Raw genomic sequence first — 14,956 nt, forward strand, 5'->3', positions numbered from 1 at the left:
GAAGGACCGGAAACAACGGGTGTGCGTGGCACGCTGGGCGTCTGGGTGTACTTGATCGTCTAGACCGCCGGAGTGCTGACCGTGGATCAGTTGGCCCTGCTGTTCGTGATGTTGCTCGGGGCCGTGGTGAGTGTCCCGGTCGGGGATCGGCTGGGGCTGCCGGCTCCGGTGCTGATGACGCTGCTCGGGATCGTCCTCGCGTTGCTGGAGTTCGTGCCCAACGTCAGTGTCGAGCCGGACCTGATCCTCCCGCTGCTGCTCCCGCCGCTGCTGTACGCCGCCGTACGAAGGACGTCGTGGCGGCAGTTCGCGGCGAACAGAAGGCCCATCTTCCTGCTGGCCGTGGCGCTGGTGTTCGTCACCAGCGTGTGCGTGGCCGTCGTCGCCAACGCGATCGTGCCGGGACTGCCGATCGCCGCCGCCGTCGCTCTGGGCGCGCTGGTGGCGCCGCCCGACCCGGTGGCGGCGACCGCCGTCGCCGGGCAGCTCGGGCTGCCGCGCCGGCTGGTGTCCATCCTGGAGGGCGAGGGGCTGTTCAACGACGTCACGGCGATCGTGCTGTACCACGTGGCGATCGCCGCCGCCGTCAGCGGCACGTTCTCGCCCTGGCAGGCCGGGCTCGACCTGGTGCTGTCGGCGGTCGTCGCGCTCCTCGTCGGGCTCGCGCTCGGCTGGGGTGCGAACAAGCTGATGGATCTGCTCGGGGACGCGACACTTCAGATCGGGCTGACGCTGCTGGTGCCGTACGCCTCGTATGTGCTGGCGGAGGAGCTGCACGGGTCCGGGGTGCTCGCCGTGCTGGTCACCGCGCTGTTCCTGGCCGAGTACGCGACGGATGCCGACGACGTGCTCACGCGGCTTGCCGGGCACACCTTCTGGGACGTCGTCGACACGCTGGTGACCGGCGTCGCGTTCGGGCTGATCGGCCTTGAGCTGCACAACGCCATCCGGACGGCGTCCGGGCGGTGGGGTGAGCTGCTCGGGTGGGCCGCGGCGATCGTGGGTGTGGTCGTGGCCGTACGGCTGTTGTGGCTGCTGCCGGCCAGCTGGCTCACGAAACGGTTGCATGCGCGGCGGGACTACGACGAGGAAATTCCGGTGGGCTGGCGGGAGACCGTCGTGATGTGGTGGTCGGGGATGCGCGGGGTGGCGTCCGTGGCGTTGGCGCTGGCGATTCCGCTGGAGACGGATTCCGGGGCCCCGTTTCCCGATCGGGACGAGATCGTCTTCATCGCGTTCGGGGTGATCATGGCGACCCTGGTGGTGCAGGGACTGACGCTGCCGTGGCTGGTGAAACGGCTGGGCGTGCAGGCCGACACCGAGCGGGAGAAGGAGTTCGAGCGGGCGCTGGCCGTGCGGGCGGCGAAGGCGGCCAAACGGAGGCTTCGGGAGATCGAGGCGGTGGAGGAGCTGCCGGAGGAGCTGTCCGAGCAGTTGCTGCGGAGGGCCTTCGACATCGGGGTGCGGATCAGTCCCGGGCTGGGGGAGGAGGAGCGGCGCGAGGGGCATGAGCAGCGGGTGCGGAGGGTCAAGCGGGTGCGGCGGATTCAGAGCGAGATGCTGAGTGCGGCGCGGCATGAGGTGCTGGCCGCGCGGAGTGAGGCGGGGGCGGATCCCGAGGTGGTGGACCGGGTGCTTCGGCAGCTGGATGTGCGGAGTTTGCGGTGACCGGTGGGTGGGGGTGGCTTGCGGTCGCAGGTTTGCCGTTCACCGCGCGGGAATCCCGCTCAACATCCTGACCGCACCCGCGTCAACGGTCCGACGCGCGCGGTGATTCATGGGCCCGCCGGGGTGCCGTGCCCTCGCGGGGAGCGCGGCCGTTGGACTGGCCCGGCGGCAGTACCGCGTCCGCCGTGTTCACGCGAGGCAGGGCGTACGGATGGTGCTCGGCCAGCCAGCGGATCATCCGCTCGCGCACCCTGACGCGTACCGTCCAGATGTCGTCCGCGTCCTTGGCCGTCACCAGCGCCCGTACCTCCATCGTGCTCGCGGAGGCGTCCGTGACGTCCAGGCCGTAGTGGCGGCCGTCCCAGGCCGGGCACTCGCGCAGGATGTCGCGCAGTTGCTCGCGCATCGCCTCCACCGGGGCCGAGTGGTCGACCTGCCAGTAGACGATGCCGGTCATCTGGGCGCCGCCGCGCGACCAGTTCTCGAAGGGCTTGGACGTGAAGTACGACACCGGCATGGTGATCCGGCGCTCGTCCCAGGTCCGTACGGTCAGGAACGTCAGCGTGATCTCCTCGACCGTGCCCCACTCGCCGTCCACCACGACGGTGTCGCCGATGCGCACCATGTCGCCGAACGCGATCTGTAGCCCCGCGAACATGTTGCCCAGCGTGGACTGTGCGGCGACACCGGCGACGATGCCGAGGATGCCCGCCGACGCCAGCAGCGAGGCGCCGGCCGCGCGCATCGCCGGGAACGTCAGCAGCATCGCGGCGACGGCCACCACGCCGACGATCGCCGCGACCACCCGTGTGATCAGGGTCACTTGCGTACGGACCCGCCGGACCCGGGCCGGGTCGTGGTGGGCGCGCGCGAAGCGGGAGTACGACGTCTCGACGACCGCCGCGGCGATCCCGACCACCAGCCAGGCGGCCGACCCGATCAGCACCAGCGTGAGGAAGCGGCCGACGCCGACCTTGTGGTCCTCCAGCAGCTTCGCCGCGTCGTACGACCCTCTGAGCATCGCCGCGCACAGCACGAGCTGGTAGGGAATCCGGGCGCGGCGCAGCAGACCCCACAGCGGCGTCTCGCTGTGCCGTTCGTCCGCCTTGCGCAACAGCAGGTCGGTGGCCCAGCCGATGAGCAGCGGCAGCACGATCGAGCCGCCGATGACGATCAGCGGGCGGAGTATGTTCTCCATGCCTCCGAACGTAACCGGCCGACCGGGGTCGTGAACATGCCGCCCCCGGCGTTGTCGTACCCGGCTGGCACCATGGCCTCATGAACATCGTGCTCTTTCACTCGACCTTTGGCCTCCGGCCCGCGGTGCGCGCGGCGGCCGACCGGCTGCGCGACGCCGGACACGAGGTGTGGACGCCGGACCTCTTCGAGGGGCGTACGTTCGAGACGGTCGAGGAGGGCATGGCCCACAAGGACGAGGTCGGCAAGGACGAGCTGCTGAAGCGGGCCGTGCTGGCCGCCGCGCCCTACTCCGAGCGGGGGCTGGTGTACGCCGGGTTCTCGCTCGGCGCCTCCATCGCGCAGACCCTGGCGCTGGGCGACGAGAAGGCACGCGGGCTGCTGCTTCTGCACGGCACGTCGGACCTCGCGCCGAACGCCTCGGTGGACGATCTGCCGGTGCAGCTGCATGTCGCCGAGCCGGACCCGTTCGAGACGGACGACTGGCTGAGCGCCTGGTACTTGCAGATGGGGAGAGCGGGGGCCGACGTGGAGATCTACAGATACGCCGGGGCGGGCCATCTGTACACCGACCCCGACCTTCCGGACTACGACGAGGAGGCCGCCGAGGCCACCTGGCGGGTGGCGCTCGGCTTCCTCGACAGCCTGGACTGAGCGTCCGCTACACCGGGTCGTAGGTGCGCTCGACCTTCTGCGTGCCGCTGCGGGTGCGGTACGAACGGGCCCAGGACGCGGTCGCGTTCTGCTTCGTCTTGTCGGAGAGGGCGTAGTAGTCCATCTGCGCGCGGTCGGCCGTGATGTCCAGGACGCCATAGCCGTGACGGTCGGTGTCGACCCAGTGGACGTGTCGGTTGGCGGCTTTGATGATCGGCGCGGCGATCGCGGAGACCGAGCCCTCGGGGACCTTCACGATGTCGTCGAGGTTGTCGGAGGTGACCGAGGTGATGACGAACTCCGTGGCGGCCGAGGCGGACAGCGGATACGTCCCGGCGTCCACCGGCACGTCGTTGGCCCACGCCATGTGGATGTCGCCGGTCAGGAACACGGTGTTGCGGATCGCGTTCGACCGCAGATGCGCGAGGAGTTCGCGGCGGTCGTCCGTGTAGCCGTCCCACTGGTCGGTGTTGAGGGCGAGGCCCTCCTGCGGCAGGCCCAGCAGCTTGGCCAGCGGCTTGAGCAGGTCCGCGGAGAGCGAGCCGATGGCGAACGGCGAGATCATCACCGAGTTGCCGACCAGCCGCCAGGTCGTGTCGGAGGACTTCAGGCCCGCCTTCAGCCAGTCGAGCTGGGCGCGGCCGGTGAGCGTACGGTTCGGGTCGTCGACGTCGCCGTTGCCGACGGAGACCTGCTGCGAGCGGAAGGAGCGCAGGTCGAGCAGGGAGAGGTCGACGAGCTTGCCGAAGCGGAGGCGACGGTAGGTGGTGCCGGCGATCGCCGGACGGACCGGCATCCACTCGAAGTACGCCTGCTTGGCGGCGGCCTGGCGCGCGGCCCAGGTGCCCTCCGTGCCCTCGGTGTGGTTCTCGGCGCCGCCCGACCAGGAGTCGTTGGCGATCTCGTGGTCGTCCCAGATCGCGATGACGGGCGCCTTCGCGTGCAGGGCCTGTAGATCCGCGTCCGTCTTGTGCTGGCCGTGCCGGGTGCGGTAGTCGGCGAGCGTGAGGATCTCGTGGGTGGGCGCGGTCTGCCGTACGACGGTGCCGCGCGTGCCGTACTCGCCGGTGCCGTACTCGTAGATGTAGTCGCCCAGGTGCAGCCAGGCGTCCAGGTCGCCGCGGGCCGCGAGATGGCGGTACGAAGCGAAGTAGCCGGCCTCCCAGTTGGCGCAGGAGACCACTCCGAAGCGGAGGCCCGCGACGGAGGCGTCGGCCGCCGGGGCGGTGCGGGTACGGCCGGCCGGGGAGTCGGTGCCGTCGGCCGAGAAGCGGAACCAGTAGTCGGTCGCGGGTGCCAGGCCGCGGATGTCCGCCTTGACCGTGTGGTCGGTGGCGGCGGTCGCCTTGGTGGAGCCCTTGGCGACGACGTTCGTGAACGCCTTGTCCGTGGCGACGGTCCAGCTCACCTCGGTGTCCGGACCGAGCCCGGAGCCGGGTATCGCCGCCGCGGTTGGGGTCACCCGGGTCCACAGCAGGACGCCGTCGGGGAGCGGGTCCCCGGAGGCGACGCCGTGCAGGAACGCGGGGGTCTCGGCGGCGGCTCGCGCGGGCAGCGCGGCGGCGAGCGGGCCGGCCAGAACGGCGGTGGCGGCCGCGGCCTTGACGACCGTACGGCGGCGCGGTGCAAGCGGGTTGGCGCTCTGTGAAGTTCTGTATCGACTGGTCACGAGCGATCAGGTTACTGATCGGTACGAACGAGAGCGGGCGAACTCGTAAAAGTTCGCCCGCTCTTCGGCTGGAGGTCGACTGGACCCGTGACGGGACCGTCAGGCCTTGAGGGCCGCCTCGATCGCCGTGTTGAAGTCGGCCACCGTCATGGGCACGTTGCCGTCGGAGGCCGTCAGCGTCTTGCCGTCCATCTTCAGCGTCGGGGTGCCGGTCACGCCGCTGTCGTTGAACGTGGCCGACATGTCCAGCGCCCACTTGTCGTAGGTGCCGTTGTTCACGGCGTTCTGGAACTCCTTGTTGTTCTTCAGGGCGTCGACCGTGTTCGCGATCTCGATCAGGTAGGCGTCGTCCTTGAACTTGTCGTCCGTCTCCTCCGGGTGCCACTTCGCCGAGTACATGGCGGTCTTGTACTCGAGGAAGGCCTCGGGGCTGACGTTCAGTGCGGCGCCGAGAGCGCTGAGCGCGTTCTTGGAACCCTCGCCGGGAGAGCCGTTGTCGATGAAGGTGGCGCCGACGTACTGGACCTTGAACTTGCCGTCCTCGACGTCCTTGTCGAGGGTCGAGCCGACGGCCTGCTCGAACTGGGCGCAGATCGGGCAGCGCGGGTCCTCGTACATGACCAGCGTCTTCTTGGCGCTGCTCTTGCCGATGACGACGGTCGTGCCGTTCTTGCCGGTGGTGTTGGCCGGCTTGACGAGCTTGTCGTCCTTCGCGGCCTCCCAGTAGCCGGGCTTGTTGCCCTGTACGACCGCGTAGCTGATGCCGCCGGCTATCGCGAGGACACCGACAATCGAGAGGGCGACGATGACCTGGCGCTTGACCTTGTTGCGCTTGGCCTGCCGCTCGCGTTCCTGGCGCAGCCGCTCGCGGGCGGCGGTCTTCGCGGCCTGGCTGTTCCGCTTGCTCATGGGGTTCTCCATTGGGGACGCGCACGTGTCGTGCGCGGGATACGTATGGGGGACTGCTGGTGCTCAGTGGCTGATCGCGTGAAGGCTCAGGCGAAGGCGGTCGGGCACGGCGGTCCGCGGCGTCCCAGGGAGTGCACGAGGATCCGGTCGCGGGAGATGGCCGGACGGTGGGCCGAGCGCGGCAGGCGGCGGGCCGACGCGGCCGGGCGTACCGTCACCGCGGCGGCCGCGAGGAGCAGCGGCCGGAACGAGGTGGCCGCCACCGCGCGCAGCAGCTGGGCCAGGGCCCGCTCGCCGCGGCGCAGATAGGCGGCGGCCAGGAGCCCGACGCCGATGTGTGCGCCCAGCAGCAGCCAGGCCGTCGCCGGGTCGGCGTGGGCCAGCAGGGCGGCGGCCCGGTCGGGGCCCGCGCCCGTGACCCGGGCGAGCGGGGTGCCGATCCCGGTGCCGTCGCCGCACAGGACGTCGAAGCCGACGGAGCGCAGTGGGCCCGCGACCGGGCCCCCCGCGGCGCCGTAGCAGACATGCTGGCCGGTGGTGAAGACCGTGTCGGCGGCCAGCTCCAGCGGGATCAGCAGGGCGGCGATCCGCCCGAACCCGCGCTCACGGCCGGCCAGTGCGAAGGCGATGACGAACACGGCGGCAGCGACCGCGGCCACCGTGTTCAACGGGAGCGGGACCCGGGACAGCAGCACGTGCGACGCGGTGCTGAGCGTCACGACGAGTGCCGTGAACAGCGCCGCGCGTACGGCTCTGAGCTGGGTCCCGGATATGTCCATAGCGGAGGAGAGTCTGTCACGTGGGCCTGTAAGGCACCCCTAAAGGAGCCCTGTGAGTGGCCCTTCCGTCACAGACCCGGAATCCGGCCGTTGCGGAACAGGTCCACGAAGATCTGGTGGTCGGCACGCGCGCGTGCGCCGTACTCGTGCGCGAAGTCGACCAGCAGGTCCGCGAAGCCGTCCTCGTCGGCGGCGATCGCCGCGTCGATGGCCCGCTCGGTGGAGAAGGGCACCAGGGACTCGCCGGACTGGTCGTCCGCCGCCCCGTGCATGCTTGCCGTCGCCCGGCCGAGGTCGGCGACGACCGCCGCGATCTCCTCCGGGTCGTCGATGTCGCCCCAGTCCAGGTCGACGGCGTACGGCGAGACCTCGGCGACCAGCTGACCCGTGCCGCCCAGCTCGGTCCAGCCCAGCCACGGGTCGGCGTGTGCCTGGAGGGCGCGCTGCGAGATCACCGTGCGGTGGCCCTCGTGCTGGAAGTAGTCGCGGATCGCCTGGTCGGTGATGTGGCGGGAGACGGCCGGGGTCTGGGCCTGCTTGATGTAGATCACCACATCGTTCTCCAGGGCGTCGCTGTGGCCCTCCAGAAGGATGTTGTACGACGGCAGACCGGCCGATCCGATACCGATGCCGCGGCGGCCGACCACGTCCTTCACCCGGTACGAGTCCGGGCGGGCCAGCGAGGTCTCCGGCAGCGTCTCCAGGTAGCCGTCGAAGGCGGCGAGCACCTTGTAGCGCGTGGCCGCGTCCAGCTCGATGGAGCCGCCGCCCGGCGCGAAGCGGCGCTCGAAGTCACGGATCTCGGTCATCGACTCGAGCAGCCCGAAGCGGGTCAGCGAGCGGGCGTCACGCAGCGCGTCGAGCAGCGGGCCCTGGGCGGTGTCCAGGGTGAAGGGCGGCACCTCGTCGCTCTTGGCGCCGGTCGCCAGGGCGTGCACCCGCTCGCGGTAGGCCGCCGCGTAGATCGACACCAGCTCGCTGATCTGCTCGTCACTGAGCGCCTTCGCGTACCCGATGAGGGCGATCGAGGCGGAGAAGCGCCTGAGGTCCCAGGTGAAGGGGCCGACGTACGCCTCGTCGAAGTCGTTGACGTTGAAGATCAGGCGGCCTGTGGAGTCCATGTACGTGCCGAAGTTCTCCGCGTGCAGATCGCCGTGGATCCACACGCGCGAGGTGCGCTCGTCGAGGTACGGGCCGCCCCGCTTCTCTGCGTCCATGTCGTGGTAGAAGAGGCACGCCGTGCCCCGGTAGAACGCGAACGCCGAGGCCGCCATCTTCCGGAACTTCACCCGGAACGCGGCCGGGTCGGCGGCCAGGAGCTCGCCGAAGGCGGTGTCGAAGACGGTGAGGATCTCCTCGCCGCGGTGCTCGGCGCTGAGCTGCGGGACCGACATTGCCTGGTGCCTCCTGGTGCGGGGTGGTGCGTGACATGTGGGGCGGATGTGACGTCCGTATGGACGGTGCCGTCCGTCCTCTTCCAACGCACGAAGGTACGTGGGAGTGCCCGCGGAGTGTCAGTCCCGAGGCATAGACTTCGACGCTGTCCCCCCAGACTGTCCGCAGCCTGTCGCCGAGCGTTTTCCTTGGAGGCCACGCCGTGTCAAAGCCGCCGTTCACGCACCTGCACGTCCACACTCAGTACTCGCTGCTGGACGGTGCCGCGCGGCTCAAGGACATGTTCAACGCGTGCAACGAAATGGGCATGACCCATATCGCCATGTCCGACCACGGCAACCTCCATGGGGCGTACGACTTCTTCCATTCCGCGAAGAAGGCCGGGGTCACCCCGATCATCGGGATCGAGGCCTATGTCGCCCCCGAGTCCCGGCGCAACAAGCGCAAGATCCAGTGGGGTCAGCCGCACCAGAAGCGGGACGACGTCTCCGGTTCCGGTGGTTACACCCACAAGACGATCTGGGCGGCGAACAGCACGGGCCTGCACAACCTCTTCAAGCTGTCCTCGGACGCGTACGCCGAGGGCTGGCTGCAGAAGTGGCCGCGGATGGACAAGGAGACCATCTCGCAGTGGAGCGAGGGCCTCATCGCCTCCACCGGCTGCCCCTCCGGTGAGCTCCAGACGCGTCTTCGTCTCGGCCAGTTCGACGAGGCCCTGAAGGCCGCCTCCGAGTACCAGGACATCTTCGGCAAGGACCGCTACTTCCTGGAGCTGATGGACCACGGCATCGAGATCGAGCGCCGGGTCCGCGACGGCCTCCTGGACATCGGCCGGAAGCTCGGCATCCCGCCGCTGGTCACCAATGACTCGCACTACACGTACGCGCACGAGTCGACCGCGCATGACGCGCTGCTGTGCATCCAGACCGGCAAGAACCTCTCCGACCCGGACCGTTTCAGGTTCGACGGCACCGGCTACTACCTGAAGTCCACGGACGAGATGTACGCGATCGACTCCTCGGACGCCTGGCAGGAGGGCTGCGCCAACACCCTCCTGGTCGCGGAGCAGATCGACACCACCGGCATGTTCGAGAAGCGCGACCTCATGCCGAGGTTCGACATCCCGGAGGAGGGCTACACCAACACCACCTGGTTCAAGGAGGAAGTGCGGCGCGGCATGATCCGCCGCTATCCGAACGGTGTCCCCGAGGACCGGCAGAAGCAGGCCGAGTACGAGATGGACATCATCATCCAGATGGGGTTCCCGGGGTACTTCCTCGTCGTCGCCGACTTCATCATGTGGGCCAAGAACAACGGCATCGCGGTCGGCCCCGGCCGAGGCTCCGCGGCCGGTTCGATCGTCGCGTACGCGATGGGCATCACCGACCTCGACCCGATCGAGCACGGGCTGATCTTCGAGCGGTTCCTCAACCCCGAGCGTGTCTCCATGCCCGACGTCGACATCGACTTCGACGAGCGCAGGCGCGTCGAAGTGATCAGGTACGTGACCGAGAAGTACGGCGCCGACAAGGTCGCCATGATCGGGACTTACGGCAAGATCAAGGCCAAGAACGCGATCAAGGACTCCGCGCGCGTGCTCGGTTACCCGTACGCGATGGGCGACCGCCTCACCAAGGCCATGCCCGCCGACGTCCTCGGCAAGGGCATCGACCTCAACGGCATCACCGACCCCACGCACCCGCGCTACAGCGAGGCGGGCGAGATCCGCGGGATGTACGAGAACGAGCCGGACGTCAAGAAGGTCATCGACACCGCCAAGGGCGTCGAGGGTCTGGTCCGGCAGATGGGCGTGCACGCCGCCGGCGTCATCATGTCCAGCGAACCGATCATCGACCACGCCCCGATCTGGGTGCGGCACACCGACGGCGTGACCATCACGCAGTGGGACTACCCGCAGTGCGAGTCGCTCGGCCTGATCAAGATGGACTTCCTGGGCCTCAGGAACCTCACGATCATGGACGACGCCGTGAAGATGGTGCGGTCCAACAAGGGCATCGACCTGGAGATGCTCTCGCTCCCGCTGGACGACCCGAAGACCTTCGAACTGCTCTGCCGCGGTGACACGCTCGGTGTGTTCCAGTTCGACGGCGGCCCGATGCGCTCGCTGCTGCGCCAGATGCAGCCCGACAACTTCGAGGACATTTCCGCCGTCTCGGCCCTGTACCGGCCGGGCCCGATGGGCATGAACTCGCACACGAACTACGCCGAGCGCAAGAACGCCCGGCAGGAGATCACGCCGATCCACCCGGAGCTCGAAGAGCCCCTGAAGGAGACGCTCGGTCTGACCTACGGCCTCATCGTGTACCAGGAGCAGGTGCAGAAGGCCGCGCAGATCGTCGCCGGGTACTCGCTCGGCGAGGCCGACATCCTGCGCCGCGTGATGGGCAAGAAGAAGCCCGAGGAACTGGCGAAGAACTTCACCATCTTCCAGGAGGGCGCCCGTAAGAACGGCTTCTCGGACGCGGCGATCCAGGCCCTGTGGGACGTCCTGGTCCCGTTCGCCGGATACGCGTTCAACAAGGCGCACTCCTCCGCCTACGGCCTGGTCACCTACTGGACCGCCTACCTCAAGGCCAACTACCCGGCCGAGTACATGGCGGCGCTGCTCACCTCGGTCAAGGACGACAAGGACAAGTCGGCCGTCTATCTCAACGAGTGCCGCCGCATGGGCATCAAGGTGCTCCCGCCGAACGTCAACGAGTCGATGCACAACTTCGCCGCCCAGGGCGACGACGTGATCCTCTTCGGCCTGGAGGCCGTGCGCAACGTCGGCACGAACGTGGTCGACTCGATCATCCGGTCCCGCCAGGCCAAGGGGAAGTACGCGTCGTTCCCCGACTACCTGGACAAGGTCGAGGCCGCCGCCTGCAACAAGCGCACCACCGAATCACTGATCAAGGCCGGTGCGTTCGACAGCATGGGGCACACCCGCAAGGGCCTCACCGCGCACTTCGAGCCGATGATCGACAACGTGGTCGCGGTCAAGCGCAAGGAGGCCGAAGGACAGTTCGACCTCTTCGGCGGGATGGGCGAGGAGGACACCAGCGAGCCCGGCTTCGGACTCGACGTGGAGTTCACGACCGACGAGTGGGACAAGACGTATCTGCTCGCCCAGGAGCGGGAGATGCTCGGTCTGTATGTCTCCGACCACCCGCTGTTCGGCCTGGAGCATGTGCTGTCCGACAAGGCCGACGCGGGCATCGCCCAGCTCACCGGAGGTGAGCACGCGGACGGCGCGGTCGTCACCATCGGCGGCATCATCTCGGGCCTCCAGCGCAAGATGACCAAGCAGGGCAACGCCTGGGCGATCGCCACGGTCGAGGACCTCGCCGGTTCCATCGAGTGCATGTTCTTCCCGGCGACCTACCAGCTCGTGTCGACCCAACTCGTCGAGGACGCCGTGGTGTTCGTGAAGGGCCGCCTCGACAAGCGCGAGGACGTGCCGCGGCTCGTGGCGATGGAACTCCAGGTCCCCGACCTGTCGAACGCAGGCACCAACGCGCCCGTGATCCTCACCATCCCGGCCACCCGGATCACCCCGCCCATGGTCAGCCGCCTCGGGGAGATCCTCAGCCATCACAGGGGCGACAGCGAGGTGCGGATCAAGCTCCAGGGGCCGACGAAGACGACCGTACTGCGCCTGGACCGGCACCGGGTGAAGCCGGATCCCGCGCTGTTCGGCGATCTGAAGGTGCTGCTCGGACCGTCCTGCCTGGCCGGCTGAGCCGCGGTCGTGAATGAGGGGCGCACCTGTGCCGGGTGCGCCCCTCGTCATGTGCCCGGGCTGCAACAGCCCGTTATGAAGATGTCAGTTGTGGCCGAAGCGCTTCTGCTTGCCCTTGCGCGCGACATCGCCGGGGGTCACCTGGGACATGCGCTGCTCGGCCTGCGCCTCCATCGAGGACTGCTGGGCCTGCTGCTGCCCGCGCTCGGACTGCGGCTGCTTTCGGTCCTTGTTCTTGTTCTTGGCCATGGTGATCTGCCTCCTGAGGGGGATCTAGGGGCCAGGGCCGCGACCAGATTCACATAGGCTGACAAAGAACGCATTTCGGATAATTACCGTGTGTGACAGGGCTTATCGGGGAGCGATGCGTCGAAACGCCACGCCGAAGATCGAGTTCGGGCCGTTAACCCAGGCGTGGTCGGGCAGACTCGAAGGAAGCCCGAAGCAAACCTCCCGGAAAGAGGGTGGATCGCGTGGACCGCTGCATCGTCCTGGTAGACGCCGGGTATCTGCTGGGGGCCGCCGCCTCTCTTCTCGCCGGAGAACCCTCCCGTTCCCGCATCACCGTCGACCACACCGCCCTCATCCAGGGCCTGCGCGAACGCGCCGAGTCGGATACGGAACGACCGCTGCTGCGCATCTACTGGTTCGACGGCGCCCCCGACCGCGTCCCGCAGCCCGAGCACCGCAGGCTGCGCGTGATGCCCCGGGTCACCGTCCGGCTCGGCGCCCTGACCCGCAGCGACGGCCGCTGGGCCCAGAAGGGCGTCGACGCCGCGATGCACGCCGAGCTGACCGAGCTGGCCCGTAACCGCGCCTGCTCCGACATCGTCCTGGTCACCGGCGACGGCGATCTGCTGCCGGGCATGATGGCCGCCAAGGAGCACGGGGTCGCCGTACACCTGTGGGCCGTACAGGCCGCCGACGGGGACTACAACCAGTCCGAGGACCTGGTCGCCGAGGCCGACGAGCGGCGCGTGCTCGACCGTACCTGGATCACCAAGGCGGTACGGGCCAAGGACCTCGGCGGGATCTGCGCGCCGCCCCCGGCGCCGAGGCCCGAGATCGCCGCGATCCTCTCCGCGCCGCTGCCGGAGTCGGCGCCCTCCTCGGGCGAGCGGCCCACCGAGGAGCGGGAGCACCCCCCGGCGGCCGCCGCTTCCGAGAACGGCACGCAGGAGCGGGTGCCATCACCCAAGGGTGTGCCCACCCCCAAGGACCTGGCCGCACTGCGCGCCCCCGGCACCCAGACCGACCGGCAGCCCGCGAGCGCGACGCTGCGGTGGTCCTCCGACAAAGGGTGGGTCGACCGGCCCGGCGGCGCGGCCGAGCCGCCCGAGGTCGCCTCGATGCCGACGCTGGCGCAGCTGACCACGGCGGAGCAGCGGTGGGCCGACCGGGAGGAGGACATCACCACGGTCGGCGGGGATCCGTACGAGGTGGGGCAGGTGTTCGCGCGGCGATGGATGGAGCGGCTCGGGGACCAGAGTCACCTACAGAAGCTGTCGGGGATGTATCCGCGGGTTCCGCACCGGATCGACGGGGAGCTGCTGCGGTACGCCGCCCGGTTCGGGCTGCTCGCGCACAAGGACGATCAGATCGACGAGCATGACCGGTATGCGATCCGCGCCGGGTTCTGGCGGGAGATCGATGTGCGGACGGCGGCGGAACACGCTCCCGCGGGGGAGTGAAACGGCACATACGCCGCCCCCAAGGGCGAGCGGAGGCGGTCGACCCCGTACTCTCATCCCTTGTGAGTACGCGCGCGGGACAGGCACTTCGGCACGGTGGGAATGTCGTGTGCGCGGTTCGCGGGCTGACCAAGACCTATCCGGCGGTAAGAGGCCGGCGCGGGGTTCCCGCGACGCCCGAGGTCAGGGCAACGGACGAGGTACGGCTGGACATCCGGCGGGGTGAGATCTTCGGGCTGCTCGGGCCGAACGGGGCCGGGAAGACCACCCTCGTACGACAGCTCACCGGGCTGATGCGGCCGGACAGCGGCAGCGTGGAGATCCTCGGGCACGACATCGTGCGGCATCCGGAGCGGGCCGCACGCATCCTCGCCTACCTCGGGCAGGAGTCCACCGCCCTCGACGAACTCACCGTGTCGCTCGCCGTCGAGACCACCGGGCGGCTGCGCGGGCTGGAGGTGCGGCAGGCGCGGGCCGAGCGGGACGACGTACTGGACGAGTTGGGCCTGACGCCGCTCGCCGGGCGGCCGCTGCGGAAGCTCTCCGGCGGGCAGCGGCGGCTGGCGTGCTTCGCGGCGGCGCTGGTGGGGGAGCGGCCGCTGCTGGTGCTCGACGAGCCGACCAGCGGCATGGACCCGGTGGCCCGGCGGGCCGTGTGGTCCGCCGTCGACCGGCGCCGGGCCGAACGCGGCACCACCGTCCTGCTGGTCACCCACAACGTCATCGAGGCCGAGACCGTCCTCGACCGGGTCGCCGTCCTCGACCAGGGACGCGTGATCGCCTGCGACACCCCCGCCGGGCTCAAGGAACAGGTCGCCGGGGAAGTGCGGGTCGAGCTGGTGTGGCGCGACCGGGCGCCGCTGGAGGTGCCCGAGGTCGCCGCGCTGCGGGAGAGGGCCGTGGAGTCCGGGCGCCGCTGGACGCTGCGGCTCGCGCCCGAGGAGGCCCGGGTGGCCGTCGCCACGGTCACCGGCGGGGCCGCCTTCACGGCCCTGGACGACTTCACGCTCGCCACGCCGAGCCTGGAGGACGTGTATCTGGCCCTGGGCGGCAATCCGAAAGGGCTGGTGAAGGCATGAGTGCGTGGGCCGTCGTATCCGTATGGGACGGAGCTAAGCGCTCCGCGGGCTGTGTCAGTTTGCGGCTCCGCCGCGGGGCAGCGATGGGCCGTCGATCGCCTGCGGGCCCGTTGTGGCCGGTCGCGCAGTTCCCCGCGCCCCTGCGGGGCGCTGCCGAACCGCAGCCGACT

11 protein-coding genes are annotated in these 14,956 nt (G+C 69.4%); 5 read left to right on the forward strand and 6 right to left on the reverse strand.

Going from position 1 to position 14,956, the window contains the following annotated elements; translation table 11 throughout:
- Nucleotides 1-81 precede the first annotated feature (81 nt).
- Nucleotides 82-1,668 (forward strand): Na+/H+ antiporter, encoded by a 1,587-nt coding sequence (locus KCH87_RS19310; RefSeq protein WP_210587621.1) that lies wholly within the window; start codon nucleotides 82-84, stop codon nucleotides 1,666-1,668.
- Between the two features lie 82 nt (nucleotides 1,669-1,750).
- Here the strand turns inward: KCH87_RS19310 and KCH87_RS19315 are convergent, their stop codons facing one another.
- Nucleotides 1,751-2,866, reverse strand: coding sequence for a mechanosensitive ion channel family protein (locus KCH87_RS19315; protein WP_210587397.1), 1,116 nt, complete (start codon nucleotides 2,864-2,866; stop codon nucleotides 1,751-1,753).
- Nucleotides 2,867-2,946: 80 nt separating this feature from the next.
- Here KCH87_RS19315 and KCH87_RS19320 point away from each other — a divergent pair, with 80 nt between their 5' ends.
- Nucleotides 2,947-3,519 carry a dienelactone hydrolase family protein gene (locus tag KCH87_RS19320; RefSeq protein WP_210587398.1) on the forward strand — a complete coding sequence of 191 codons (573 nt, stop codon included), beginning with the start codon at nucleotides 2,947-2,949 and terminating at the stop codon, nucleotides 3,517-3,519.
- Nucleotides 3,520-3,526: 7 nt separating this feature from the next.
- On the opposite strand, the gene KCH87_RS19325 is transcribed toward KCH87_RS19320, so the two are convergent.
- The 4 genes from KCH87_RS19325 to KCH87_RS19340 all read right to left on the reverse strand — a co-directional run bounded on the left by KCH87_RS19325 (nucleotide 3,527) and on the right by KCH87_RS19340 (nucleotide 8,270).
- Entirely contained in the window at nucleotides 3,527-5,188 is a 1,662-nt protein-coding gene (locus KCH87_RS19325) for an alkaline phosphatase (protein WP_210587399.1), read from the reverse strand.
- A gap of 99 nt (nucleotides 5,189-5,287) precedes the next feature.
- Complete coding sequence (locus tag KCH87_RS19330; RefSeq protein WP_210587400.1) at nucleotides 5,288-6,097, reverse strand: thioredoxin domain-containing protein; 810 nt, start codon at nucleotides 6,095-6,097, stop codon at nucleotides 5,288-5,290.
- A gap of 86 nt (nucleotides 6,098-6,183) precedes the next feature.
- Nucleotides 6,184-6,876 carry a hypothetical protein gene (locus tag KCH87_RS19335; RefSeq protein ID WP_210587401.1) on the reverse strand — a complete coding sequence of 231 codons (693 nt, stop codon included), beginning with the start codon at nucleotides 6,874-6,876 and terminating at the stop codon, nucleotides 6,184-6,186.
- 68 nt (nucleotides 6,877-6,944) lie between these two features.
- Entirely contained in the window at nucleotides 6,945-8,270 is a 1,326-nt protein-coding gene (locus tag KCH87_RS19340; protein WP_210587402.1) for a DUF2252 domain-containing protein, read from the reverse strand.
- A 203-nt stretch (nucleotides 8,271-8,473) separates the two neighbouring features.
- Here KCH87_RS19340 and dnaE point away from each other — a divergent pair, with 203 nt between their 5' ends.
- A complete protein-coding gene (gene dnaE / locus KCH87_RS19345) occupies nucleotides 8,474-12,016 on the forward strand; it encodes a DNA polymerase III subunit alpha (RefSeq protein ID WP_210587403.1) in 3,543 nt (1,180 codons plus the stop codon).
- 84 nt (nucleotides 12,017-12,100) lie between these two features.
- Here dnaE and KCH87_RS19350 read toward each other — a convergent pair whose 3' ends face one another.
- Nucleotides 12,101-12,265, reverse strand: coding sequence for a hypothetical protein (locus KCH87_RS19350; RefSeq protein WP_210587404.1), 165 nt, complete (start codon nucleotides 12,263-12,265; stop codon nucleotides 12,101-12,103).
- 224 nt (nucleotides 12,266-12,489) lie between these two features.
- Here KCH87_RS19350 and KCH87_RS19355 point away from each other — a divergent pair, with 224 nt between their 5' ends.
- Together KCH87_RS19355 and KCH87_RS19360 are read left to right on the forward strand one after the other, a co-directional pair.
- The gene (locus tag KCH87_RS19355; RefSeq protein ID WP_210587405.1) at nucleotides 12,490-13,707 is read left to right on the forward strand and encodes an NYN domain-containing protein; all 1,218 of its coding nucleotides are present in this window, start codon (nucleotides 12,490-12,492) and stop codon (nucleotides 13,705-13,707) included.
- Between the two features lie 107 nt (nucleotides 13,708-13,814).
- Nucleotides 13,815-14,786, forward strand: coding sequence for an ABC transporter ATP-binding protein (locus tag KCH87_RS19360; RefSeq protein WP_210587406.1), 972 nt, complete (start codon nucleotides 13,815-13,817; stop codon nucleotides 14,784-14,786).
- Nucleotides 14,787-14,956 lie beyond the last annotated feature (170 nt).

This window comes from Streptomyces sp. GESEQ-35 (assembly GCF_017948485.1).
Classification (GTDB): Bacteria; Actinomycetota; Actinomycetes; order Streptomycetales; family Streptomycetaceae; genus Streptomyces.

Bases quoted from the DNA above. Each gene is read 5' to 3' on its own strand.
- KCH87_RS19315 (WP_210587397.1), bottom strand. From the start codon at position 2,866: ATGGAGAACATACTCCGCCCGCTGATCGTCATCGGCGGCTCGATCGTG.
- KCH87_RS19320 (WP_210587398.1), top strand. From the start codon at position 2,947: ATGAACATCGTGCTCTTTCACTCGACCTTTGGCCTCCGGCCCGCGGTG.
- KCH87_RS19330 (WP_210587400.1), bottom strand. From the start codon at position 6,097: ATGAGCAAGCGGAACAGCCAGGCCGCGAAGACCGCCGCCCGCGAGCGG.
- KCH87_RS19335 (WP_210587401.1), bottom strand. From the start codon at position 6,876: ATGGACATATCCGGGACCCAGCTCAGAGCCGTACGCGCGGCGCTGTTC.
- KCH87_RS19340 (WP_210587402.1), bottom strand. From the start codon at position 8,270: ATGTCGGTCCCGCAGCTCAGCGCCGAGCACCGCGGCGAGGAGATCCTC.
- KCH87_RS19350 (WP_210587404.1), bottom strand. From the start codon at position 12,265: ATGGCCAAGAACAAGAACAAGGACCGAAAGCAGCCGCAGTCCGAGCGC.